This window comes from Klenkia sp. AC732 (assembly GCF_979256525.1).
This window is the reverse complement of record NZ_CEEDOS010000057.1, coordinates 1-22358: the sequence shown is the minus strand read 5'-3', so window position 1 is coordinate 22358 and position 22358 is coordinate 1. Positions and strand designations below refer to the sequence as shown.

Genomic DNA, 22358 nt, shown 5'->3' with positions numbered 1-22358 from the left:
ACCGCACCCGAGCCGGGGGCGGTGATCTGCTCCACGGTGAACTGCGCGTCGGGGATCAGGACCATGCCGTCGCCGTCGCCGAACTGGGGCCCGTCCGAGTCGAAGAGGCAGACGCCCTCGCTGTCGGTGGTGCAGACGAGACCGGCGACCGGCTCCTCGTCCTCGCCGAGGTCCCCGAGGTCCTGGGGGTCCCCGAGGTCCCCGAGGTCCTGGAGGTCCGTGATGTCGCCGAGGTCCTCGATGAGCACGTCGCCGGGCCCCTCACCGCCCTCGGCGTCCCCTGCGGGCATGCCGAAGGAGGTGTAGGTGAACCGGATCTGGGCGCCGGACAGGTCGACGTCGGCGTCGTCCTGAGCGGCCACCCGGAGCTGGAGCTTGCCGTAGCCGAACTCCGCCGGGTTCTCGGCAGTGCCCTCGTCGCCGGCCAGCTGGAGCACCGGCGAGTCGGTGAGCACGCGCGGGGCGCCGGTCTCGGCCGGGCTGACCGGGGCGGTGTCGGCGTCCCCGGTGGCCTGCATCGCCAGTGCGGCGGGAGCGCTGACGGCGCCGAGGGTCAGGACGCCGAGGGTCAGGGCGGCGGCCTGGGTGGAGCGGCGGCCGGACAGCAGCAGGCCACGACGGGACGAGTTCACAGGGGGTGCTCCAGTACGTCGATCGCCGGCGAACGCCGGCGGTTCGCCCTCACCATCGGCGGCCGACCGGTCACCGGGCACGGCGCTGGCCTGCGTGTTGCCACAGGAGTGACGGCTGTGGCTCCTTCCTGGTTCCGGAACGCAGCCCCGTGACTCCGGGTGATCGAGTCCGTTCTCCCAGTGACGATTCGGCGGGAACTGGCGCCAGGTCGCCGCGCTCGTGAGTGAAGGGCCGCGCCCCGGCCCGTTTCCCCCCGACGGCGGTGCGGTACCCGTCGGACCGGACGGACACTCGACGGAGGGGACGACGTGGCAGACGACGACAAGCAGGTCCGGGAGGACTTCCACGACGCGGTCAACATGACGCCGTCGGAGCTGGAGCACTGGCTGGACACCGACGAGTCCAAGGCGGTCGGGCAGAAGTCCGGCGGGTCGGGGGAGTCCACCGGCCACGAGTCCGGCCGGCGGATCGTCGAGCTGCTGCACACGAAGGCCGGTGACCTCACCGACGACGACCTGGCGCACATGAGGAAGGTGACCGGGTACGTGAAACGGCACCTGGCGCAGGAGCCCACCTCGGAGGCGGTCGAGGACTCCCGGTGGCGGTACTCGCTGATGAACTGGGGTCACGACCCGCTGAAGAAGAAGTAGCGTCCGTCCGTGCCGACAGCCAGCGCAGACCCGGCCCGCACCGAGCTGGCCCGCAACGACCCGGCCCAGTACGACCAGCTGGCCGACTCGTGGTGGGAGCCGACCGGCGGGTTCGCCATGCTGCACTGGCTGGCCGCCTCGCGCGCCGAGCACGTGCCGCCGTCGCCCCGCCCGGACGCCGTCCTGGTCGACCTGGCCTGCGGCGGCGGCCTGATGGCCCCGCACGTGCAGCGCCTGGGCTACCGGCACGTGGGTGTCGACATCGGCGTCGCCGGGCTGCACACCGCCCGCGAGCACGGGGTGAGCCCGGTGCGCGGTTCGGTGCTGGAGGTGCCGCTGGCCGACGGCTGCGCCGACGTCGTCGTCTGCGGGGAGGTCCTGGAGCACGTCGAGGACGACGTCGCGGTGCTCGGGGAGTGCGCCCGGCTGTTGGTGCCGGGAGGCGTGCTGGTCATCGACGCGATCGCCGACAGTCGGCTGGCCGGGCCGGTGGCCGTCGGCATCGGGGAGCGCATCCCCGGCGGGCCGCCGCCGGGCATCCACGACCCGGCGCTGTTCGTCGACCGGGCCCGGTTGCTGGCCGCGGCGGACCGGTTCGGCCTGGACCTCCGGCTCGTCGGCCTGCGGCCCTCCGTGCGGGGGCTGGTCGCCTGGCGCCGCGGGCGCATCCCTGTCGTGCCGATGCGGACGATGCGGTGGAGCGGGATCCTCTTCGCCGGGTACGGCCGCAAGCGTTCCAGCAGCGGGGCCCCCGAGCCGCACGTACCGTCGATCCGGTGACGAACCGTCTGGCGCCCGCGCGATGACCGCCGCCGTGATCACCGGCGCCGGGCACGCGCTGCCGGCCACCTACACCCAGGACGACGTCTGGGACGGGTTCTTCGCCGAGCACTACGCCGACCTGCGCTCCGCGCGCCGGGTGTTCCGCGGCTCCGGCGTCACCACCCGGCACGCGGTGGCCAACCCCGTGCACGAGGACCTCTCCCAGTGGGGCACCGGCGCCCGCATGGAGCGCTACGTCAACGAGGCGCTGCCGCTGGGGAAGCAGGCCGTGGCCTCGGCGCTGGACTCCGCCGGGCTCGCCCCCGGTGACGTCGGCCTGTTCGCCGTCGCCACCTGCACCGGGTACGCCACCCCCGGCCTGGACATCCGGCTGGCCAGCGACCTGGGCATGCCCGCGGGCCTGCAGCGCCTGCTGGTGGGGCACATGGGCTGCTACGCGGCGCTGCCCGGGCTGGCCGCCGTCAGCGACTTCGTCGTCGCCCGGTCCCGGCCGGCGGTGCTGCTGTGCTGCGAGCTGACCAGCCTGCACGTGCAGCCGGCCCGCAACGACCTGTCCCAGGTGGTGGCACACGCGCTGTTCAGCGACGCCGCCACGGCCGTGGTCCTGCAGCCCGACGCCCGGCGCGGCATGCGGGTCGCCGGCACGGTCGCCCGCACCGACCACTCGACCGCCGACCACATGACCTGGGACGTCACCGATCTGGGCTTCAAGATGGGCCTGTCGCCGCGGGTGCCCGACGTGCTGGCCCGGCACGTGGGCGACGTCGTCCAGGAGCTGCTGGACACCGCCGGCCTGCGGGTCGAGGACGTCGCCGGCTGGGCCGTGCACCCGGGCGGGCCCCGGATCCTGGACGTCGCGCGCGACCAGCTGGGGCTCACCGAGGACCAGATCGCGCCGTCGCGCCGGGTGCTGGCCGAGCACGGCAACTGCTCCTCGGCGACCGTGCTGCTGGTGCTCGAGGAGCTCGGGCCGGTGGACGGGCCGGTCGTCGCGATGGCGTTCGGGCCCGGGCTGACCCTCTACGCGACGTTGCTGCTGCCCGCCTGAGCGGGGGAGTGCTGGGGACCGGGCAGGGGCAGGGCCCGGTCGGGTCTGGGGGTCAGGCGCGCCGCGGGGACAGCCGGGCGTGGGTGGGTGGAGCGGGGCGGCGCAGCAGCGTCTTGCCGCGCCCGCCCACCAGCACCAGGTCGGCGCCGCGGGCGGCGCCGGTGAGGGCGGCGAAGACGTGCGGGTCCAGCACCGCGGTGCGGGTCCGGCCCTGGATGCCGGTCTCGACGACCGCGCGCAGCACCGCGTCGTCCAGGGCGGCGGTGTGCGCGTCGCCGGCGGGCAGGGTCAGCCCGTCGAGCAGCGGCCCGTCGGCGGCGTCGTCCAGCACCCGGACGGCGACGACGGTCGCCTCCCGGCGGGCGGCCTCGCGCAGCGCCCAGACCAGCGCGCCGTGGTCGGCGTCGGTCTCCTCGACGACCACCAGGATCCACGGCCGGGGCCGGCGTGGAGCGGTCGGCGCCTGCGCGGCCGGTCCGGTGGCGACCGTCGGGCAGCTGACCACGGACGTCGTCGGCCGGGGAGGTGCCGCGGCTGCCGGAGCAGGCGCGGACTGGTCAGTTCCGTTCACAGGGAGATGGTGACCGGTCCGTCACGCCAGGACCAGTCCCGACATGCGGGCGGCTGCGCGTGTCCCTCCTCTGCGTGTCGAGCGTGTCGGAGCGCCGACACGCTCCGCAGTCGACTGACCCCGCCGGGTCCTGCTCACCAGAGGTCGCCGGACCGCCAGTCGCCGATCAGCGGCAGGTCCGGGTCCAGGGCCACCGGCGTCTGCGGGGTGGTGAGGACGTGGACGTGCGAGTCGTCGCCGTCGCGGGTGCCCTCGGGGGTGAGCGAGCGGAGCGGGCCGCGCCAGCGGGTCCAGCCGCGGGAGGAGTACAGCGCCGCGCCGTCCTCGGTGGCCGCGAGGGCGCCCAGCTCGTGGCCGCCGCGGACCAGCCGCTCGACCTCGGCCATCACCGCCCCGCCCACGCCCTGCCGGCGCGCCGAGCGGGCGACGGCGACCGCCTCGACGTACCCCGTGCGCAGGGTGGTGCCCCCGGTCAGGAGCTGGCGGGCGACCACGGCGGCGTGCCCGACCAGCTCGCCGTCCCGGGTGGCCAGGACGTGCAGGCCGCCCAGTGCGTGACCCCAGTCCGCGTCGTCGAAGTCGCCGGCGAACGCGGTGTCCAGGAACGCCCGCAGCCGCGCCTGCTCCGCCGGCCCGAGGTCGGCGGTGGGCACCGTGCACAGGGTGGGGTCCGGGCGGGTCACCCTGACAGCCTCGGTCAGCGGCGCACTGTCTGCAGGCCGCGGGTGAGCCGGGCGATCTCGTCGAGCATCGCGGTCGCGCCGGCCTCGAGCTCGGCGTTGCCGGTGAAGACGCCGTCCTCGTCGATGAACTGGGTGAAGAACGGGATGGTGGCGGCTTCGACCACCGGGACCATCCGCAGGGCGCCGAGCACCGGCTTGAGGGCCGCGGCGGCCCGGGTGCCGGCGGAGACCCCGGCGTAGGAGACCAGGCCGGCGGCCTTGTCGGCCCACTCGTGGAAGAGGAAGTCCAGCGCGTTCTTCAGCCCGCCGGGCATCGAGTGGTTGTACTCGGGGAAGACGAAGACGAACGCGTCGGCGCGGTCGATGGTCGCCGACCAGGCCTTGGTGTGGTCCTGGGTGTACTGCCGCAGCCGGGGGTGGTTCGGCTCGTCCAGCACCGGGAGGCCTGCGTCGGCCAGGTCGACCAGCTCCACGTCGAAACCGCCGTGGGCCTCGGCCTGCGCCACGACCCAGCGGGCGACGGCGATGCCCTTGCGCCCGGGGCGGGTGCTGGCGGCGATGACCTGCAGGACGGGACGGGACACGACGGGACTCCTCGGTGCGTGAGTGCTTGAGTCCTCAACCTACGCCGACCGGAGCGGGGACGACGAAAGCCCCGGTCAGCGGACCGGGGCCTTCGTGGACGGAGCGGGTGACGAGAATCGAACTCGCACTGTCAGCTTGGGAAGGACCAGTGCGGAGCGATAAGGCCCAGCTCGGGGCCCCTGTTTGCGCTTGTCACCCCGCTTGTGACCCAGAACTGACCTAGCGCCGCGGCCCTGGGCGGTTCATGGACCTGCCGCGACGGGCCATCGGGGCCATCGGGGGCGGGGGCTTGATCCGCGCCTCGATCGCGCGGGCGATCTCGGCGTCGCGGTCGTCGTTGGCGTGCTGGTAGATCAACGCGGCGTCCGGACTGGCGTGGCCGAGCCGCCGCATCAGTTCCTTGGTGCTCGCCCCGGCCGCGGCGGCGAGGGTGGCGCCCGTGTGGCGCAGCTCGTGGGGCCGGACCGGTCCGAGCCCGACGGCGTCTGCCGCGCGGTGGAAGGTCTTCCCGAAGTTGGCTGCGCTGAGAAACGTCCCGCTGCGGGTGCCGAACACGAGGGCGTCCGGGGTGTCGGGAACGTAGCGGTCCATGTGCCGGACCAGGGCGGTGCGGACGCTGGTGGGCAGGGCGACGGTCCGATGACCAGCCTCGGTCTTGGGATCGCCGACCACCCAGCGGCCGTCGAAGTAGCGGACGGCCCGCTCGATGCGCAGCCGATCGCCGCCGTCGAGCACGTCCGACCGGCGCAGGGCCGCCGCTTCTCCGAACCGGAGACCGCCGAAGGTGAGGATCAGGACGAGTGCGCTGTACCTGTCGGTGCGGGTGGACTGGGCGAAGTGGTCGGCTATGGCGGTGGCCTCGGCGGCAGTCAGGGCCCGGGACGGTCGGGCCACCTTTGGGGTGGCCGCCCCGCGCAGCTTGCACGGGTTGGCCGCGATGGCGTCGTCGGCCACGGCGACGCCCAGGACGGCGCGGAGCAACCGGTAGCTCTGCGCGAGCACGGCAGGCCCGGTGGTCGCGGCGGCCGTGGTGTGCCAGATGCGCACCATCGCCGGGGTGACGCAGTGGTTTGCCCGGCTGGGCCGATTGTGCCCGGACCTCTCGCTGCAGGTGCGCGACGTATGGGGGAAGGGCCTGCCCCACAACACCACCGCCGTCATCCGCTGGACCAGCTCGGCCACCCGCCCTGATGGCACCCGGTATGACAACCATGGGGTGCACGTGGTGCACATGCGGTGGGGCAAGGCCACCTCGATCGATGCCAATGAGGACTCGCAGGCCGTCGCCGAGCTGCTGGACCAGCTCGCCGCCGCCGGCGTGGCCGAGGCGCACGCCGCGCAGATCGTGAGCTGATCGTGCGCACCGGGCTGCCGAGAACGCACTCCGCACCGATGGGCATCAGCGCGAGGGCTGAGGGGCGTGAATCGCCGGGGCCGATGCTGCAGCAGCGGCGGGACGCTGACCGGGTGGGGGACTCTGACCGGTCTGTCGCCATCGCGGTGTTGGGTCGAGCACTGGGCTACCTGGACGCGCTGGAGTACTCCCACCGACTCGAGCTCGCCTTGGCCGCCCACACCCGTGGAGACCTGGTGACCGGACCGCCGACCTACCCCTCCCCGTGCACAGGGATCCCGGTCGGGTACGGCGGGCGGCCCTGATCGGGCTGCGGATCCACACCGCTGCCGCAGTCGCGGCCATCGGGATCTGCTGGGTGATCTGGCTGGCCATCGGTTGGGGTGCCGGCGCCTGGTACCCCTGGCCGGCCTGGCCCACCCTGGGGGTCGGCCTCGGCGTATTGGGGCACGCCGTTCCCGTCTGGGCTGTCGTGGGCCCGAGATCGACCGGCCACCTCGGCCACCTCGGCTACCGCGGGCCGACGGACAACGGTCTCGCTGGTCTGGGATAGGGCCCTTGCTTGCGGTCTCCTTGTCAGGATCGGCAGTACCGTTCACTCACTCACTCACTCACGACGTCGGGAACCGCGCTTCGCTCCACCGCTGAGGAGCAGCGGCCGCGGATCACCGCCGCCGCGATCACCGCCTCCGCCAACAATGATCTGCACGCCACCCCGGGTGGCCCATGGCGCCACCGCCGGCGCATGGACCATGACGTAGGTCGTAGGGCCGTGGATGACGTGCTTGCGCTAGCCGTCAGTGATGCGTTCTCGGCGGTGGGCGATGGTGTCGGTGGCGCTGAGGTGACACCGCGGGTGGGTGTGCCACAGACCCAGTTCACCCCGAACTCCAGCGTGGTGTGGCCACCCCGGCGTCCAGGTGGTCTACGCGGCACATCCCAGGACGGAATCAAGCAGATGGCGGCCCGCCAGCCAGACCGGCGAGGTCAGGGCTTCTTGTAGATGCCGTGGTCACCGATCCGGCGCCACCGCACCAGCAGGCCCTGATCATCACGGATGAACTCGAAGGTTGCCCGGCCATCTGGTGAGGCGAAGCTCCAGGTCATTTCCCAGATGCCGGCCGCGGATTTCATCGGCGACACCCGCAACGCTGCCGGCCAGCGGTAGGTCGGGGTCTTGTCCTTGCCTGCGGCCTTGATGGTGCCCTTGACCGTGGCGGGCTTGTTCTCGGTTGGGTCATGCACCTGGGCGTAGGCGTCACAGGCCGCGTTGAAGGCGGGCACGACGTCGACGAACTGGCGCTTGTGCTCGGGCTTCAGGTCCTTCCAGTCAGCGTCCCAACGCGGAGTGGTCTCGAACCTCACTCGTCGTCGAGAACGGCAAGGTGCGCCATGAAGTCATCGGCGGTCTCGTGCCTGGTGACCTCACCAGCAGCGACGTGACCGTCAACCTCGCGCTCGCCGGCCTGCCAACGCTCATCCCAGAACCACGCGTCGGCCGCGGGCACTGGAACAGCCGGGCGAAGTTCGAGCACGCCGTCCTCCCGCTCCGTGATCTCCACCTGAGCCCCGGGGCGGTCCAGGTGGTAACGCTTACGCAAGCCCACCGGGATGGCGACCGTGCCTCGGCCCTGCACCGTCACGTACCCGTGGAAGCCCTTCTTCGTCTTGGCGGTTCCACGCGTCCTGATGGCCATACATCCAGTGTCGGCAGATGAAGATGTGCAGTCAAGCTGTACAGTCGCAATACCGCACAGCTGCACTGAGATGGCTGGCAAGCACCGATGTGGATGGTCCCTGCCTGCACCGTCCAGTCGCACACCCAGTAGCGATGCCGCTGTCGCACCTCACGGCGCCGCCGCCAGTAGTGATAGGTCCGCTGAAGACCCAGAACACCGCGGCAGCCAGGGCGGTGATCGCAGCCAAGACGGGTCACCCACACCAAGAAGACGTGTGCGCCGCCGCAGTGCGCCACGACCGCCGGGACCGCTGCCCGCGACGTCAGCCTGAGGCGAGGCCTGCTCCGCGGGGGCGGTTGCGCCGGCTCGGAGACCGCCTCCGTCGGGCTGAGCTACACAGTGCGCCCGACCCGTTCGGCAGCTCAGCGTAGGGACCTCCCGCGTCCAGCTCCGGCCGTCCACCCCAAGGATCCTGATCTGCTCCAGGCCGCAGGCCCGGCCCAGTTCCTGGGCGTAGTTCTGGGCTGAGCGATGGCACAGCGTCGGGCTGTCCTCCGCGCGGGAACCGACCCCTGGGCCGGCAGCACAAACTGCTGCCCATCACCGACTACCCACCGTTGCACCCAGCACCCTTATGACCCTGCAGATAAACGACGGTCACGGCGGTCGGTGCCAGCACGAGCACCAGCGCCACGATGCCGCCGACCGACCGACCGACCGACCGACCGACCGACCGACCGACCGACCGACCGACGACCGACCGACCGACCCAGCGCACCCAGCGCCGGGACGAGCGACAATCGTTTCGGCCCCCCTTGCGTGCCGTCGTCCACGTCGGCCCCGGTCTGTCGCCGTGCTCGGCTCGTGGTCGATTGCAGCAACCCGCCTGGGCGCTCGCAGGTCTCAGTCGTGCAGCAGGTCGGTGATGTGAGCTCGGGCGGTACGCGCTTCAGGAATGGGCAGCAGTGGCCAGACATGCACCATGCCCGGGCCGTCTTGGTCGTCCACCTCGACTCCCGCAGCTCGGGCTCGTGCGACGAGCAGGCGGATGTCGGGGTGGGTGATGTCCCGGGAGCCCCCGAAGACCGTGATCGGTCCCAGTCCGGTGAGATCACCGGCGAGTGGGCTCACCATGGGGTCGTCCATCGCCAATCCGTCGCGCCACAGGTCGATTGAGACGCGGATACCGGGGCGGGCCAGCCAGGGGTCGGTGGGTTCGACCCGGTCGATCTCGGGGTTGGACAGCGACAGATCCAGCGCGGGGGAGATCAACACCGTGCGGCGCAGCGGCGGCACACCTCGATCGCGCAGTACCAGCGCCGTGGACAGCGCGATCTGCCCGCCGGCCGAGTCGCCCATGACGATGACGTGGTCGGCACCGTGCCGGTCGACCAGGTCAGCCACCAGGTCAGCGACCGGCGGCACGACTGTGGCTGCGGTCCCCGCCGGGGTCAGCGGGTAGATCGGCACCGTCACCGTGGCGCCGCTGTCACGCACCACGCGGGCGATCAATCGCCAGTGGAACGGGCTGATCTCGAAGGCCCAGGACCCGCCGTGGACGTAGACGGCATGCTGCCCCGAGGCCGCATCTCGGGGTTCGACGACGTAGACGGGCCAGCCGCCTGTCCTGGTGACCGTGACGCGCACACCGGGGAGGCGGGCCGGCGGTCCAAAGCGCTCCGGCCGGACCGCCACCTCCTGCAAGCGATACCGCATCCCCTCTGAGGTGGCAAAGGTGCGCTTGAAGCGCAGCACCCGCAGCAGGAGGGGTAGGGCACGGCCGACTGCGCTCGTCACCCGGCCAGTCTCCACACCGTGCCCGTCACGCCTCCGGCCACGTCACCGCTGCGCCGTAGTCCACGAGCAGCGCCGTCCACGGACGGGGACCGATCCTGCCGCGTCAGGACGACCCGAGCGCTAACGGGCGGCTGTCGGTGACCACAAACCCCAGGTTTTGACACCACGGCGTCGAGCAGTCCTCCGCCTGCGAACGCGCAGGCTGCCCACCCCCGTGCCAGGCCCGGAAGTCGTTCCGAAAACAACGGCTCACAAGGCCTCGCCGCACGTCTTTTGAGCTGACGATCGGTCCGTCGCTGGCCGCGCTGACAGCCGTCTGGCGGGTACTGGCCAAGCGGTGGGTCTCGCGCTGGACCGCAGCCGACGACAGGTCGAATGTTGCGGGAACGCCCTAGCTGACCGAACCAGGCCTCGGTCCCCGCGAAGCGAGACTCCCTCGGCGAGGTGAGGTGTGTCCCTCGCGTTGCTTTCCCCAAGTTTCCTGGCAGGATGAAGAGCAGCTCACCTCCTACGGGTTGTGGGAAGTGAAGCCGGGACCCCCGCCGGAATGACGGGACCCGGCTTTCGCGCTGTCTGGGCCAGATCGGGGCCTCGTTGTCTTGCTGGTCAGTGCAGTTCGATCTCGAGCTCGGTGACCGTGTGGCGCATGAGGTCTAGCCACTGCGCATCGCCGCCTCGGGCAGCCCCCACGGCGCCGGCTACCGCGTCGGGCACCCACAGCATCGGCTCGTCCCTGGGCCGGGCGCTGAGCACCCGAAAGTCCTTGGTGATCAGCTTCTTACCGACGAGGTTGGCGACCTGCTCTCGGTCCCGGGTGACCAGGCTCGGGGTGCGGGCCTCCATGAACACTCGGGACACCCCCAAGGCCTCTAGCGTCGGCATCAAGGTCTCCATGCACAGCCGACGGGCCCGCTCCTGCTTCTTCTGGGCCATGGGCACGCCCACGACGACGATCGCGGCCATGTCTACCGTCCCGATCGCGGCGGCGATCTTCGTGCGCCGGCGGTCGTCCTCGTCGCGCCAGTGCAGCCGCGGCTCCCGGCCCTGAAGTAGGGAGCGCAGCAGGTCGCGCACCGGGTCGCAGACCGAGGCGTCGCACACGACGCTGGCCAGGATGTAGGTGCCCTGGTCACCCGCGTCGACCTTCATCGACTCGTCCACCCAGGCGTGCAGGGTGAAGGAGTCCGACGTGAGGTCGGCACCGGAGGGCTGTGTCACGTCCACCAGTCTGACGACCGGGGTCGGTAGCGTCGCGCCCTCGACGGGGGGCCGGAGTCGTAGACCTGCTTCTCCATGTGGTGAGGCCCGGTGAGGGTTGAGCAGGCAGGCTGCCGACTCGATGCCCGGGCGGTGGGCGGGTGTGAGCCCGGCCAGCCGCCGGTAGGGGCGGCCGGCCGGGGGGTCAGACCGGGATGCGGAGCAACTGTCCCTGTTGGATCTTGTTCGGGTCAGTCAGGCTGTTAGCCAGCACGATGTTGTTGACCGTGGAGTGATACTGCTCGGCGAGCTTGGTGAGGGTGTCCCCGGCCGCGACCTGGTGGGGCTGATACCCGGTCACGCCGGCCAGCACCACCACGGGGACCTCGGCCAAGCCGGTGCCCTCGGACTGCAAGGACGGGTCGTCACCGAAGACCCGCAAGACAGCGGGCCCCGAGTAGTCGGTGGGGACGTCGGCCTGGTGGACGAAGGATTCCAGCAGGCCCATCGAGCCAGCCTGAAAGTAGCCCTCGGCCAGCGTGGTGTCGCCGTTGAGCAGGCGCCAGCCGTAGCTGGCTTCGAATGCGGTACCGACCGCCGCAATGGCGATCTTGGTACCGATGATGTCGCCGGCCAGGGGCTGCCGGAGCTGAATGCCGTACGGGTTCATCTGAAGGTCTCCTGAAGGACGTTCCCCAGGCACGGGCCCAGAGATCAAGGGGTGAGAGGAAAGGTCCCCCCAGCGCGGCGCGGGCTCCTGGAACAGGACCGATCACAGGAGCTCGCGCCGAGCTGGGGGAGTCACTGATCAGCAGCGCCCTAGGGGCGCCCTGGTCAGCGGGGCTTGACCCGGATGGTGACGGTGCGCGTCACCTTCACCGGGACGCGGACGACCTTGGTCGTACGAACGACGCGAGGCATCAGCCCCTCCTCTCCCGACAAGCTCCTGGTGTCCCAGCCAAGCGCCCCGCGTGGCCCGCGAGCCCCTGGCGACCTGTAGCTTCGGGTTCCCTCCTGCGAAGAGGAACGCAAAGCCCTGGACGATCCCACCCCGGAATCTCCAGGGCTTTGTGCTGTCTGTGAGTAGTCGTACCACACCGATGTAGTTCCACGCAGCCCCGAACGAGGAAAAACCACAACCAGTTGTGTCCGTACACACCCCTGACCACAACATGTGTACAGATGCCTGTGGATAAACGGCCAGCGGGACAGGCTAGAACGAGGGTCTGACAGTTCCAGCGCCCTAAACCGGCCGTGCGTCCCTACGCCGAGTCACGTAGATCCCAGGACGGGAAAGAGTGGACCGATCAGTCGTCAGCGAGGGCCGCTGCAACCGCGTACGTGGCATTGCGGGAGAGGTTGCCTCGGGTGCGGTCGTAGAGCCGGGTGGTGCGTGGGTCGCGGTGGCCCATGGAGTCCTGGACGTCGCGCAGCGCGACGCCGGCGTCCAGGGCGGTGGTGGCGTAGGTATGCCGGGCGGAGTGGGGGCTAATCCGGTTGGGGGAGGCGATACCAGCGTTCATCGCTAGCCGGCGGAGGAGTCGCCAGGCGGCGGTGCGGTCCAACGGCTTGCCGCTGGAGGTGGCGAAGATCGGGCCAGTGGTGCGCTCGCCGATGAGCTGGTCCAAGACGTGCTGGGCGTCGGGGGTGAGCGGGGTCTTGGCCCGCCGGCCGCCCTTACGGCGGATGCGCAGCACCCGGTGCCCGCGGTCGAAGTCGAGGTCCTCGATCCGGGCGGCGAGCGCTTCGCTGATCCGTAGCCCGTTCAGCACTAGGAGCCGGATGAGCGCGTCGGAGCGAGGAGAGTGAGCGCCGGCGGCTGCGAAGAGGGCGTGGACTTCCTCGCGGGTGAGCCCGGACGTCATGGATTCGTCGTCGACGGCGGGGCGCTGCACAGCGGTGAACGGTGAGCCAGCGACCGCGCTGTGGCGGGCGGCGTAGCGGTAGAAGCCGTGCAGGGCTGAGGTGCGACGGGCGATGGAGGCGGCGGCGAGGGTGCGGCCGGTGCGGGGGTCGCCGTGCTCGGCGAGGACTCGGAGGTAGGCGTCGGCGTGGTGGATGCCGGCGGCCAGGACGTCGACTTCCAGGCTTGCGCACCAGCTGAGCCAGCCGGTGAGGTCGGCGGCGTAAGCCTCCCGCGTGCGAGGGGAGCGCTTGGACAGCAGGAAGCCGCGGACCAGGTCCTCGAGCGTGCTCAGCTGCTCGGGCTCGACGACGGTGGGAAGAACGCTCTTGACAGACACGGGAGCCAGTACCGGGACCGGCGCGGGCGCCGCCGGATCGACGTCGGAAAAACTTGCCCGCAGTGAAGGCAGCCGCTGGGTCACCTCGCACCTCCCACCTGTCGTGCTCGAGTTCGGCGGCCCGACCGGGCCCTACTTCGACAGCATCACGGCCACCTCTGACAGATTTGGGCGTCTACAACATAACGTCTTTTATGTTGTATCACAGGACTCCTGCGGCTGAGTCGCTTATCGCCTGCCGTCGTCTGTCGTCCGTCGTCCGTCGTCCGTCGTCCGTCGTTGACGGCGGCGTCGTCGTCGTGGAGTCGCTGCTTAGCCCGAGGCTGTCCCGCCGTGCGGCCCGTTCAGGCGGATAAGCAGTTTGAGCAAGCCCGAAGAGTGCCCGACCTACCCCCACGCAGGTTGCTATTGCTTACGACATGGGAAGGATTGCAAACAAGGGTGGCACATCACGAGACCATCACGATTGTCACCGTCAGCCACACAGACACCACTTGGGTGGCGCATTGAAAAACCTCAAGATGGGGCTTGACACCCATGGGTATCGAAATAGAGGCTTCCGACACCCGAACCCGGGAGGCCGGGAGTCATGCGGCCCAAAACGGATGGAGATCGTCGTGAGTCGGAACCTCAGGAAAATCGCATTGATCGCTGCCGCCATCTCCGCCGCGGTGGTTGTTCCAGCAACCGCAGCCAGCGCAGATGGCGGTGATGGACTCTTGGCCTGTAACAGCGGTGAGATTTGCCTGAGCTGGGACGCCAACACGTCTCAGCAGCGCCATTTCTATTACAACGCCAACCATGCAGACTACCGATTTGCAAACGGCCAGCCCGTCCGTGACAACGTCTACTCGGTTAATAATCGCGACACTGCTTGCAGTGTCCGCATCATTGATGACCGCGGATTCTACCCAGACGACGTTCAGGTCATCAGCCGCAACACCGGATGGACACGCCTGGCTGACTCTGTGCGCAATCAGAACGACCGTCACGAGCGCTGCTAAGTCACATCAGGTCATTGGGGTGGTGGTCAGCAACTTGGCCACCACCCCAATACGATGCATCCTAGGGGAACTGCGTGGGCCGCAATATCATCACAGCCATGATCGTTATTGGTGTATCCGTTTCTGGCTGTGCGACTGAGTCTCAAGAGAGACCGGTCCTCGATGCGGCTACCACCTCGCCGTCGCAATCCCCAGAAGATACCTTTCGCGATTTGGATGACCTCGCAGCAGCACTTGGCGATCGGTCTAATCAATTCCTCTCTGACTGTATGCAAGGCCAGGGGTTCCCGCAATTGGCCCAAGCAGCCGAGATGCGGGTTGACCGCCAGCCAATCGGACAGCGGGGGGCACTCATGGTCGACCCGCTGGAAGCTGGCCCCTACACCGAAGCGCAAGCGAGCTCGTTTGGCATTCTGGGCCTTGGTGATGCCTTTCGCGACGACGAACCCGGGTATGTCGTTTCTCGCAGTGAAACATTCGATACTGGGCTAGTAGCCTGTCAGGGCAGTCTGGCGGAGAGAGCAGGCGCCGATGTCCTCTTCTTGCTGCAAGCCTTTGACGAACTTTCTCAGGAGCTTCGCAATCGTCTTGTCACGGCCTCGCTGGGCGCCTTTGACGAGCTGCTCCTAGCACGATTTGCTTGCGTGCGATCATCGGGATATCCGTCTTTGACGGTCGATACGCAGGCCAGTTCTTCGGACCTCCTTGCGTCTGTAGAGGTCCCCGAGGGTAGTTTCCAGGAAAACACCGAGGCTTTACCAGATGCCTTCTCGGAACCTGCGGACGGCGCTGTAGTCGTCCGGCCGCCGGACCCAATAAGCGTGTACTCACCAAGCTTGAGAGAAATCGCATTCGCGCTGACGTATGTTGAGTGCGGACGAGGGATCGACTTCGTCGATCGCTGGCAGGACGCCCAGGGTGCCAATTTGCCACAGGTCTTGGACCCGATGGTCGAACAAATCAATGTGCTGTACACAGAAATCACCAGCGCGTTGGAAGCAATATCGCCATGACATGCAAACGTAGCTGTGGAACGTCCGGCTCAGAGATGCGATCGATAGGGAGAACGCCGCTGTGCTACTCCAGCTGAGGAACATCTCTGTCTGTTTTGGTTCCACTCCTGCTCTGCAGGGAGCATCGATTGACGTTAATCCAGGTGAGGTGTTGGCCCTGATGGGCCCATCGGGATCTGGAAAATCTACACTCTTGCAATGTGCAGCTGGTCTACTGGTTCCGGACAGCGGCTCGATTGAGTTCATGGGGGAACCTCTCCATCAGGCGTCTGACAGGCGTCGGACAGAAGTGCGCCGAACGTCGTTTGGGTTTGTTTTTCAAAACGCAAGGCTAGTACCCGAGTTGTCGGCAGTCGAGAACGTCGCGCTTCCTCTGAGACTGTCTGGCGTCCCCAAGAAGGCCGCGTTCCGGGCTGCAAGGGCCGGCCTCGATCGGCTTGATGTGGCCGGGTTGGGCTCGCGCCTTCCGGCTGAGATGTCTGGTGGTCAGGCGCAGCGAGTCGCAGTCGCGAGGGCGCTAGTAACCCAGCCAAAGATCATCTTTGCAGATGAGCCGACCGGCGCACTCGACCGAGCAAACGGCGACAACGTCGCGGCTAGCTTGTTCGATCTCGCTCGGGAGTCTGAGAGTGCGGTTTTGGTGGTCACGCATGACGAACAATTGGGTGCCAAGGGTCATCGGGTAGTGAAGCTGATTGATGGGCGCACGCAGGGCACCGAGTGTCGTTGACCAAGGACGCGAAACGTCAGGGTCGAGGACTTGTTGTGGTGGCTCGAACGTGGCAAATGCTGGCTGCTATCGCGGCCAAGTCGGTGCAGCGGGACCGGTGGCGCACGCTCATGGGTGCGGCGGTTGCTGGCCTAGTCACCCTGACCCTGCTGTGGGGGTTGTCCATCGCGGCGGCAGGTGCTGCAAGGACCGAAAAATCTGCCTCGTGGCTGCCTGTGGCCGGTGGGGCCGTTGCAACTGGTGACGACCTGTACATGGCAACCGTCGAGGACTACTTTGATGGGTCCTTGATTCGCGCATACAGGATTGGGGCCACGGGTGAGCCAACACTGTTGCCACCGGGGCTGTCGAGAGCACCGCGACCCGGTGAGTTGATCGCCTCACCCCAGATGGCCCAACTGATGGAGGACGAGGATACGACATTAGCTGCCCGTTATCCAGGGAGCATTGTCGACCTCGTCACCCAGCGTGGGCTCATCGGACCTCATGAGCTGGTGCTGTACATCGGAGAGACACCTGGTCAATCAGTGGACCCCATGGTTGTGGTCTCACAATTCTCTGAGCCGGGCGACGATGGCACCGCATTACCGACGGAATTACGGCCTGCACTTGCTTTGCTCGCTGTCGGGTTCCTATTGCCCTTAATTCTGCTGTTTATCACGTGTTCCACTTTGGGCGGAGTTGAGCGAGAGCGCCGTTTTGAGGCGCTTCATCTAGTCGGTTTTTCGGCCGCCCATCTCCGTAGACTGGCGGGTCTTGAGGCCGCGCTGACCTCCGTTCCGGGAGTTTTGCTTGGAGTTGCTGTCTACTACGCAAGTCTGCAACTTATGGCTCCTCTCGCGCCTGTCAACGGAGGTGTTTGGGGAGCGGATGCCCAGATAGGTGTCGGTGCAGCGATAGCGGTTAGCCTAGGTCTCCCGTTGACGACACTGTTGGTCCTATCCAGCGGTGCTTCGCGCAGGCTGAGCGCCAGGTCTCGTCGCACCGTAGTAGGCCAGGGAAAGTGGGGCACCAGTCTCAGGGTATTGGTTTTCGCATTGGGGTTGTCGCTTCTTGTTGGGTCGTTGGTAGCGGGGCGCCTACAGCTCTTGCCCGTGTCGGTGAGGTCGGGGATGGTCGTTTCCGGCGTGGGCATAACGTTGTGCGGCCTTGTCGCAGTCAGCCCAGTCCTGGTCGTCTGGGTGGCTCGCTTGGCTGTAGGCGTAACAGGAAACTTGGCTGTGGGTGTCGCCGCTCGATACGTGATGAGTGCCGCCGCAAGATACTCCCGCTCAGTTACAGGACTGGTGAGTCTGATTTTTGTTAGCGGCGTACTTCTCTCATTCTTTCCATTGCTTGCAGACGCCGCTTCTGGGGGTTATCGCGACCTGTCCAAGGTGACCAATGACGAAAGAACCTTTGTAACCACCTTGGTTGCTGGTACGCAACAAGAGCAACTTGACTCACTAAGGTCCAGTGACGGAATTGACGGCGTGGCCGTGCTGCGGCAGGTGCCCGTTCGGCCCGAGGGTGAGCCTCAGCTAGACAAAGAAGGCTATGCCTTGCTGATCGTCGACTGTCGTGACATGTCACAGACGTTAGGGGAGGAAGAGGCGCGATGCGAGTCCGGACTGAGCCTTTTCTCATCGGACGCGTTCCCGTCGGCAGTCCAGCCTATCGCCCCTATTCCCGACGATACCGGGTCAAGCGTTGCCTTTGCCGATGTGGGTTCGGCCATCCGGGTGCCAACGGGATTGAATGAGTCGCGCGTGCTCGGTGCTCTGGCTGATGCCACGGGTCTTTATGCGGCTGTTGCCATGTCCGTTGAAGAGGTGCCCAATGCCGTTGTTCGCGAGCTCGATCAATTTCAGGGCGTCGTCGTAATAGAAGCCACCGAGGCCGCAGACCGTGAAAGCACGAGGACGGCCATCATTGATGCGATCGGCGGTGGAAATGTCTTAACCGTCGAGGAACGCCTTGAGATTGCTGAGAAGACGACGCGCGATTTCCGAGACCTTACACTAGCCGGCTTTCTTTGTGCCGTCGGCGTCGGCGTCGCTGGGTTACTCATTGCAACCTTCGATCACATGAAGACGAGACGTGCGGCGATCTGGGATCTAAAAGTAATTGGCGCCCCGCGACGCCTCTTGGTCGGTGCTCAATTTTGTCAGGCAGCTTTACTGGCAGTGCCTATGATGCTGCTGGCGATGTTGTGCGGAATCGTGGCAGCAAGTTCATTTGTAGGTCTCGCCGACACACCCCCACCTATACCCTGGTCGCAGGTCGCGCTGGTTACTCTTAGTGCGATGCTGGCGGCAGTAGCGTCCGGGGGCCTTGCAGCATGGAGCGTTGTTCGAACGGGTAGGCCATCCAGTGGTTGAGGAGAATAGGATGAAGATTCGGGCATTGTTTGCGGCGGTGGCTATCGTCGGCGTGTCGGGATGTGCGCAGCACGTCAACCGCGATGTTGGTGCCATAGCCGGCGAGGAGGGCGTAGTCGATGTTGTCGAAGTCCTCCACAACGCACTCGGTGAGGGTGATGGAGCTCGCGCGTGCTCGTTGATGGACAGGGCAGCGCAGGTGGCGCTCATCGATCGGACTGGAGGTGAGGGGGACTGCCCGACGGCTGTACAAGAGCAGGCCTCCGGATTGAGCGATGAGACGCGACAGAGCCTTTCCGAAGTGCAGGTAGAGGTGGAACTGGCGTCGGATGTGGCCGCTAGTGCCAGGGTCATTTACGACGGAGATGCGGCAGTTGACGCTGAATCCGTGCTTGGTTCCGACACACTGCAGCTGGTTCGGTCTGAGGGACGCTGGACAGTGGCTGAAGTAATTGTTCAAGGATGACCGTTGCGGCGGTGGGGGCTGCTGGTCGGATCTTGGGGCCTGTGACGATCCCGAAGGGTCAGCTGTGGGTGGTGGGTGACCACCGCTCCAACTCATCGGACTCTCGGGTGCACGGCCCGATCGGGGTGGATGACGTGATCGGGAAGGCCTCGTGGTCGTGTGGCCGCTGAGCCGGGTCTATCTGCTGGATGACCCTGACATCCAGGCTGATGCCGCTGCGACAGCCCCGCACGGGGATGTCAGCGGTGGCTTGCTGGTCGGTGCCGCCTGCTTCGCTGCGCGCCGGCGACGATCGCTGTCTTCCTCGTCGAGGTCCCTGAGCGGGTAGGGGTGGCGTTTGCGGTCACCCGGTGTTGAAGAGATGCCCCTGTTCGAACGGCGGGGCAAGGCCCGTCGGCGGTGCCTTCACTGCTGACCTCGTGGTCTGTTCCAGGACCCGGAGGGTGTCCTCGACGGCTTCGAGCTCCAGCAGGATGGCGTCTGCCCGTCGGTGGGCATCGGCGGCTGCTGCGGGGGTTCGGGCTTGAGCGACGGCCCGTTCGGCTTTGTGGAGCTTGGCGCTGAGGACGTCAATCTGGGTTTGTTGCCACGCCAATTCCGTTGCGCGGTCGCGCGCGGTTTCATCGGTTGGCGGCATGACACCATTGTGGGGCTCGGTAGCAATAGGGGGAGTCGTTCGCGGCTGCTGTCGGGGAATGTCCTGCCCGTTGGTGAGTGAATGAGGTTGTTGTGGCTCGTAAGACCCAGATCATGCTCGAGGACGATCTGACCGGGGACCTGTTGGAGGACGGTGCCGGGGAGACGGTGTCGTTCGCTCTGGACGGCACGTCGTTTGAGATCGACCTGTCTGCGGACAACGCGTCTGAGATGCGTGAGGCCCTGTCCCGGTACACCGACGCGGCACGCAAGGTGAGCTCGCCGACGCGGCGGACGTCGGTGTCGGCGTCGCCGAGGAAGGCGGCCGGTACGGGTCGGTCGGACTTGGCCGAGATCCGGGAGTGGGCGAAGTCCAACGGGCATGAGGTGTCTGAGCGGGGCCGGATCGCGAACGCGGTCGTCGAGGCCTACGACGCCGCGCACTGACCGCAGGCGATAGACGAGGGGCGGCCGGGGCCGAGGATGGCTGCGTGGCCCGCGGCCGCCCCTGTCAGGTGAAGCGGTGGGTGCTCCGCAGCAGGGGTTGGGTGCTGACGGTGGCGGTGTAGTGGAACCAGACCCGTCCGTGGTGGTCGGTGTCGGTCTGGGGTGGGCCGACCGTGAGCGTCGTCCAGTCCAGGACCGACGCGTCGCCCCCCAGGCTGCGGGTGGTCGTAAAGGTCGAAGGTGGGCCCCTCAAGACGCAAACGCCCTCCGGGTGTGGTGCCTACCGCGGGGCAGCCAGCGCCGCTCTCAGCTCCCCCCACTGGTTGTAGCTGCCTGAGGTGTCGCGTCTGCGCCTCACGGATTTTGGTTTCTGATACAGGCCAGGCGCTGCCCCGGAGGAGGGACAGATCTGGGCTACAGGGAGGCCGATCCGTATCGGGGCCGGCCGGGGTGGCGCAGTAGGAAGGTGTCACCCCGGCAACTGGTCGGTGTGACCCCGGGTTGCCGTGCGGTACGGGCATCGACCGACCCTCTGACGCGCCATCTCGCGGGAGCCACGTGACGGGCTGGCCGTGCCGCGCTAGCAGAGCCAGCGGCGCGACGGATGTCACATGCGCGGGTGGCCAACTGGTGTCTCCCCAGCCCCAGCGGACGCCTTCGCGTGACCTAGTCATGACCTAAGTGGGGGCGAAGTTAGGTCACAGAGGGGGTATGACGGTCATCAACGGCGACGTAGGGCCCTGGTGCCAGCCGCACACCTTGGCAGGCTGACCTGCAGTTTTAGCGTGGAGCGGGTGACGAGAATCGAACTCGCACTGTCAGCTTGGGAAGCTGATGTTCTACCATTGAACTACACCCGCGGAGCGCTCCCAGACACTACCGCAGGGCCCAGCGAGCCCCGGCAGAGCCCCCGCACCGTGGGCACACTCGGACGGTGACCGCTGACCCGTACGACGGCTTCCCGCCCGGCTTCTTCGACCGCGACGACCCGACTCCCGACGACGTCTTCTACGGCCCGCCGCGCCTGGTCACCCACATCGACGACCGGGCGATCGCGGCGGTCGGCGCGCTGTACACCGAGCTGGGCATCACCGGCCGGGCGCTGGACCTGATGAGCTCCTGGGTCTCGCACTTCGAGACCCCGCCGGCCGAGCTGGTCGTGCTGGGCATGAACGCCGCCGAGCTGGACGCCAACCCGGCCGCCACCCAGCGGGTCGTGCACGACCTCAACGTGGACCCGCGCATCCCGCTGCCCGACGCGGACGTGGACGCCGTCGTCTGCTGCGTCTCGATCGACTACCTGACCCGGCCGATCGAGGTGCTCGCCGAGGCCGCCCGCGTGCTGCGTCCCGGCGGCGTCCTGGCGGTGACCTTCTCCAACCGGTGCTTCCCGACCAAGGCCGTGCACGGCTGGCTCGGGACGCCGGACTCCCAGCACGGCGCCCTGGTCGCCGAGCTGGTCCGCCGGGCCGGCGGCTTCACCGAGCCCGAGGTGCAGCTGCGCACCCCGGCCGGCCGCGGCGACCCGCTGTGGGCGGTGACCGCGGTCAGGGCCTGACCGCGGTGTGCTCCTCCAGGAACCCGAAGATGCGCGGCCAGGCGTCCTCGGCGGCGCTGGTCACGTAGGAGGTCCCGGGCAGCGGCACGAAGCCGAGGAGCCGGTGGTCCCCGGTGAGGAAGGAGTGCGCGGCGCCGGGCTGGGTGGTGACCTCGTGCTCCACGCCGGCCGCGGCCAGCCGCCGCTCCAGCGCCGGACCGGCGCCGGCCAGCGTGCGGTCCCGCTCGCCGTACTGGGCGATCACCGGCGGGCAGCGGGTGAGGTCGACGTCGTCCTGCGGGAGCTGGCCGTAGTTGGCGCTCACCGCCCGCAGGCCCTCCGGGGCCAGCGAGCCCAGCAGCAGCGCGAACGCCCCGCCCATGCAGAACCCGATCGCCGTCGTCCTGTCGGCGGCCACGTCGTCCCGGCCGCCGAGCCACTGCTGCACGGCGACCAGGTCGTCGATGACCGGCCCCGGCCTCCGGGCGGCCATCTCGCGCACCGTGCGGACCAGGCAGCCCAGCCGGGACCCCGCGCTGAACACGTCGGGGACGACGGCGACCCACCCGCGGTCGGCGAACGTGCGCCCCACCTCGGTGATCTCCGGGGTCAGGCCGAACGCCTCGTGCACGACCAGCACGCCGGGCCAGCCACCCTCGGGGACCTCGCCGTCGGGACGCAGCACCACCGCGCGCATCGTCCGACCGTCGGGCAGGGGGACCGAGACGTCCTCGGGAGCAGCGGACATGAGAGTCCTCTCATCGGGTTCTCACCAGCAGGTCACCAGCCTGCGTCACGGTCACCTGGTGCGCACCCGCTCGGTCCTGTGGCTGCTGGCCACCGCGCTGCTGGTCGTGGCCGTCGTCGGCCTGGGCTGGACGGCGCTGCGGCCCGCGTCCGGCCAGCCGGGCCCCGACCCCGCCCCGATCAGCGTCCCGGCCC

At 68.2% G+C, this 22358-nt stretch carries 26 protein-coding genes, 1 tRNA gene and 1 pseudogene; 14 read left to right on the top strand and 14 right to left on the bottom strand.

The window, feature by feature from the left end; translation table 11 throughout:
* A partial coding sequence (locus AC0IVP_RS20160; protein ID WP_471758909.1) for a hypothetical protein occupies window positions 1-632 on the bottom strand: 632 nt, incomplete at its 3' end.
* 309 nt (window positions 633-941) lie between these two features.
* On the opposite strand from AC0IVP_RS20160, the gene AC0IVP_RS20155 reads away from it, so the two are divergent.
* Genes AC0IVP_RS20155 through AC0IVP_RS20145 form a run of 3 tightly spaced genes read left to right on the top strand, consistent with a single transcriptional unit; the run spans window position 942 to window position 3114 of the window.
* The gene (locus AC0IVP_RS20155) at window positions 942-1283 is read left to right on the top strand and encodes a DUF3140 domain-containing protein (RefSeq protein ID WP_082557216.1); all 342 of its coding nucleotides are present in this window, start codon (window positions 942-944) and stop codon (window positions 1281-1283) included.
* Window positions 1284-1292: 9 nt separating this feature from the next.
* On the top strand, window positions 1293-2063 hold the full coding sequence (locus tag AC0IVP_RS20150; RefSeq protein ID WP_471758907.1) for a methyltransferase domain-containing protein: 771 nt from the start codon (window positions 1293-1295) through the stop codon (window positions 2061-2063).
* 22 nt (window positions 2064-2085) lie between these two features.
* Window positions 2086-3114: a type III polyketide synthase gene (locus tag AC0IVP_RS20145; protein ID WP_056300537.1), complete on the top strand. Its 1029-nt coding sequence runs from the start codon at window positions 2086-2088 to the stop codon at window positions 3112-3114.
* 52 nt (window positions 3115-3166) lie between these two features.
* On the opposite strand, the gene AC0IVP_RS20140 is transcribed toward AC0IVP_RS20145, so the two are convergent.
* From AC0IVP_RS20140 to AC0IVP_RS20125, 4 genes are all read right to left on the bottom strand, one after another.
* Window positions 3167-3619, bottom strand: coding sequence for a universal stress protein (locus AC0IVP_RS20140; protein ID WP_471758905.1), 453 nt, complete (start codon window positions 3617-3619; stop codon window positions 3167-3169).
* 200 nt (window positions 3620-3819) lie between these two features.
* Window positions 3820-4338 (bottom strand): GNAT family N-acetyltransferase, encoded by a 519-nt coding sequence (locus tag AC0IVP_RS20135; protein ID WP_471758903.1) that lies wholly within the window; start codon window positions 4336-4338, stop codon window positions 3820-3822.
* Between the two features lie 44 nt (window positions 4339-4382).
* Window positions 4383-4952: an NADPH-dependent FMN reductase gene (locus AC0IVP_RS20130; protein ID WP_056300526.1), complete on the bottom strand. Its 570-nt coding sequence runs from the start codon at window positions 4950-4952 to the stop codon at window positions 4383-4385.
* 220 nt (window positions 4953-5172) lie between these two features.
* Window positions 5173-6000 carry a tyrosine-type recombinase/integrase gene (locus tag AC0IVP_RS20125; protein ID WP_471758901.1) on the bottom strand — a complete coding sequence of 276 codons (828 nt, stop codon included), beginning with the start codon at window positions 5998-6000 and terminating at the stop codon, window positions 5173-5175.
* Between AC0IVP_RS20125 and AC0IVP_RS20120 the strand changes: the two genes are divergently transcribed.
* Window positions 5993-6307, top strand: coding sequence for a nuclear transport factor 2 family protein (locus AC0IVP_RS20120; protein WP_471758899.1), 315 nt, complete (start codon window positions 5993-5995; stop codon window positions 6305-6307). The two genes, AC0IVP_RS20125 and AC0IVP_RS20120, sit on opposite strands and share 8 nt — an antisense overlap.
* Window positions 6308-6345: 38 nt before the next feature.
* Window positions 6346-6612 (top strand): DUF1707 SHOCT-like domain-containing protein, encoded by a 267-nt coding sequence (locus tag AC0IVP_RS20115; RefSeq protein WP_471758913.1) that lies wholly within the window; start codon window positions 6346-6348, stop codon window positions 6610-6612.
* Between the two features lie 682 nt (window positions 6613-7294).
* Here AC0IVP_RS20115 and AC0IVP_RS20110 read toward each other — a convergent pair.
* From AC0IVP_RS20110 to AC0IVP_RS20085, 6 genes are all read right to left on the bottom strand, one after another.
* On the bottom strand, window positions 7295-7672 hold the full coding sequence (locus AC0IVP_RS20110; RefSeq protein WP_471758897.1) for a hypothetical protein: 378 nt from the start codon (window positions 7670-7672) through the stop codon (window positions 7295-7297).
* On the bottom strand, window positions 7669-8004 hold the full coding sequence (locus AC0IVP_RS20105; RefSeq protein ID WP_471758895.1) for an AbrB/MazE/SpoVT family DNA-binding domain-containing protein: 336 nt from the start codon (window positions 8002-8004) through the stop codon (window positions 7669-7671). Before AC0IVP_RS20105 ends, AC0IVP_RS20110 begins: the two co-directional genes overlap by 4 nt.
* A gap of 885 nt (window positions 8005-8889) precedes the next feature.
* Window positions 8890-9783: an alpha/beta hydrolase fold domain-containing protein gene (locus tag AC0IVP_RS20100; protein WP_471758893.1), complete on the bottom strand. Its 894-nt coding sequence runs from the start codon at window positions 9781-9783 to the stop codon at window positions 8890-8892.
* Window positions 9784-10389: 606 nt separating this feature from the next.
* Window positions 10390-11001: a hypothetical protein gene (locus tag AC0IVP_RS20095; protein WP_471758891.1), complete on the bottom strand. Its 612-nt coding sequence runs from the start codon at window positions 10999-11001 to the stop codon at window positions 10390-10392.
* A 184-nt stretch (window positions 11002-11185) separates the two neighbouring features.
* On the bottom strand, window positions 11186-11650 hold the full coding sequence (locus AC0IVP_RS20090; protein WP_471758889.1) for a LysM peptidoglycan-binding domain-containing protein: 465 nt from the start codon (window positions 11648-11650) through the stop codon (window positions 11186-11188).
* Window positions 11651-12287: 637 nt separating this feature from the next.
* Complete coding sequence (locus AC0IVP_RS20085) at window positions 12288-13223, bottom strand: tyrosine-type recombinase/integrase (RefSeq protein ID WP_471758887.1); 936 nt, start codon at window positions 13221-13223, stop codon at window positions 12288-12290.
* A gap of 617 nt (window positions 13224-13840) precedes the next feature.
* On the opposite strand from AC0IVP_RS20085, the gene AC0IVP_RS20080 reads away from it, so the two are divergent.
* The 7 genes and pseudogenes from AC0IVP_RS20080 (at window position 13841) to AC0IVP_RS20050 (ending at window position 18966) form a co-directional block, all read left to right on the top strand.
* Window positions 13841-14227, top strand: a complete 387-nt coding sequence (locus AC0IVP_RS20080) for a hypothetical protein (RefSeq protein ID WP_471758885.1) — start codon at window positions 13841-13843, stop codon at window positions 14225-14227.
* A 74-nt stretch (window positions 14228-14301) separates the two neighbouring features.
* The gene (locus tag AC0IVP_RS20075) at window positions 14302-15240 is read left to right on the top strand and encodes a hypothetical protein (protein ID WP_471758883.1); all 939 of its coding nucleotides are present in this window, start codon (window positions 14302-14304) and stop codon (window positions 15238-15240) included.
* A 61-nt stretch (window positions 15241-15301) separates the two neighbouring features.
* Window positions 15302-15970 carry an ABC transporter ATP-binding protein gene (locus AC0IVP_RS20070; RefSeq protein WP_471758881.1) on the top strand — a complete coding sequence of 223 codons (669 nt, stop codon included), beginning with the start codon at window positions 15302-15304 and terminating at the stop codon, window positions 15968-15970.
* A gap of 56 nt (window positions 15971-16026) precedes the next feature.
* A pseudogene (locus AC0IVP_RS20065) lies at window positions 16027-16905 on the top strand (FtsX-like permease family protein); the annotation flags it as partial.
* A gap of 351 nt (window positions 16906-17256) precedes the next feature.
* Window positions 17257-18330, top strand: coding sequence for an ABC transporter permease (locus tag AC0IVP_RS20060; protein WP_471758911.1), 1074 nt, complete (start codon window positions 17257-17259; stop codon window positions 18328-18330).
* A gap of 10 nt (window positions 18331-18340) precedes the next feature.
* Complete coding sequence (locus AC0IVP_RS20055) at window positions 18341-18796, top strand: hypothetical protein (protein ID WP_471758879.1); 456 nt, start codon at window positions 18341-18343, stop codon at window positions 18794-18796.
* Window positions 18793-18966: a S26 family signal peptidase gene (locus AC0IVP_RS20050; RefSeq protein WP_471758877.1), complete on the top strand. Its 174-nt coding sequence runs from the start codon at window positions 18793-18795 to the stop codon at window positions 18964-18966. The genes AC0IVP_RS20055 and AC0IVP_RS20050 overlap by 4 nt, the downstream gene beginning before the upstream one ends.
* A 173-nt stretch (window positions 18967-19139) precedes the next feature.
* Here the strand turns inward: AC0IVP_RS20050 and AC0IVP_RS20045 are convergent, their stop codons facing one another.
* Complete coding sequence (locus AC0IVP_RS20045; RefSeq protein WP_471758875.1) at window positions 19140-19433, bottom strand: hypothetical protein; 294 nt, start codon at window positions 19431-19433, stop codon at window positions 19140-19142.
* A 92-nt stretch (window positions 19434-19525) separates the two neighbouring features.
* Here AC0IVP_RS20045 and AC0IVP_RS20040 point away from each other — a divergent pair, with 92 nt between their 5' ends.
* Window positions 19526-19879 (top strand): histone-like nucleoid-structuring protein Lsr2, encoded by a 354-nt coding sequence (locus tag AC0IVP_RS20040; protein WP_471758873.1) that lies wholly within the window; start codon window positions 19526-19528, stop codon window positions 19877-19879.
* A gap of 786 nt (window positions 19880-20665) precedes the next feature.
* Here AC0IVP_RS20040 and AC0IVP_RS20035 read toward each other — a convergent pair.
* Window positions 20666-20739: transfer RNA gene (locus AC0IVP_RS20035), tRNA-Gly, on the bottom strand.
* Window positions 20740-20813: 74 nt separating this feature from the next.
* On the opposite strand from AC0IVP_RS20035, the gene AC0IVP_RS20030 reads away from it, so the two are divergent.
* Entirely contained in the window at window positions 20814-21437 is a 624-nt protein-coding gene (locus tag AC0IVP_RS20030) for a class I SAM-dependent methyltransferase (protein ID WP_471758871.1), read from the top strand.
* Here AC0IVP_RS20030 and AC0IVP_RS20025 read toward each other — a convergent pair.
* Window positions 21427-22164, bottom strand: a complete 738-nt coding sequence (locus AC0IVP_RS20025) for a dienelactone hydrolase family protein (protein WP_471758869.1) — start codon at window positions 22162-22164, stop codon at window positions 21427-21429. The genes AC0IVP_RS20030 and AC0IVP_RS20025 overlap by 11 nt on opposite strands.
* Between the last annotated feature and the right edge of the window lie 194 nt (window positions 22165-22358).

Bases quoted from the DNA above. Each gene is read 5' to 3' on its own strand.
- AC0IVP_RS20050 (WP_471758877.1), top strand. From the start codon at position 18,793: ATGACCGTTGCGGCGGTGGGGGCTGCTGGTCGGATCTTGGGGCCTGTG.
- AC0IVP_RS20115 (WP_471758913.1), top strand. From the start codon at position 6,346: ATGGGCATCAGCGCGAGGGCTGAGGGGCGTGAATCGCCGGGGCCGATG.
- AC0IVP_RS20025 (WP_471758869.1), bottom strand. From the start codon at position 22,164: ATGTCCGCTGCTCCCGAGGACGTCTCGGTCCCCCTGCCCGACGGTCGG.
- AC0IVP_RS20045 (WP_471758875.1), bottom strand. From the start codon at position 19,433: ATGCCGCCAACCGATGAAACCGCGCGCGACCGCGCAACGGAATTGGCG.
- AC0IVP_RS20105 (WP_471758895.1), bottom strand. From the start codon at position 8,004: ATGGCCATCAGGACGCGTGGAACCGCCAAGACGAAGAAGGGCTTCCAC.
- AC0IVP_RS20055 (WP_471758879.1), top strand. From the start codon at position 18,341: ATGAAGATTCGGGCATTGTTTGCGGCGGTGGCTATCGTCGGCGTGTCG.
- AC0IVP_RS20145 (WP_056300537.1), top strand. From the start codon at position 2,086: ATGACCGCCGCCGTGATCACCGGCGCCGGGCACGCGCTGCCGGCCACC.
- AC0IVP_RS20120 (WP_471758899.1), top strand. From the start codon at position 5,993: ATGCGCACCATCGCCGGGGTGACGCAGTGGTTTGCCCGGCTGGGCCGA.
- AC0IVP_RS20090 (WP_471758889.1), bottom strand. From the start codon at position 11,650: ATGAACCCGTACGGCATTCAGCTCCGGCAGCCCCTGGCCGGCGACATC.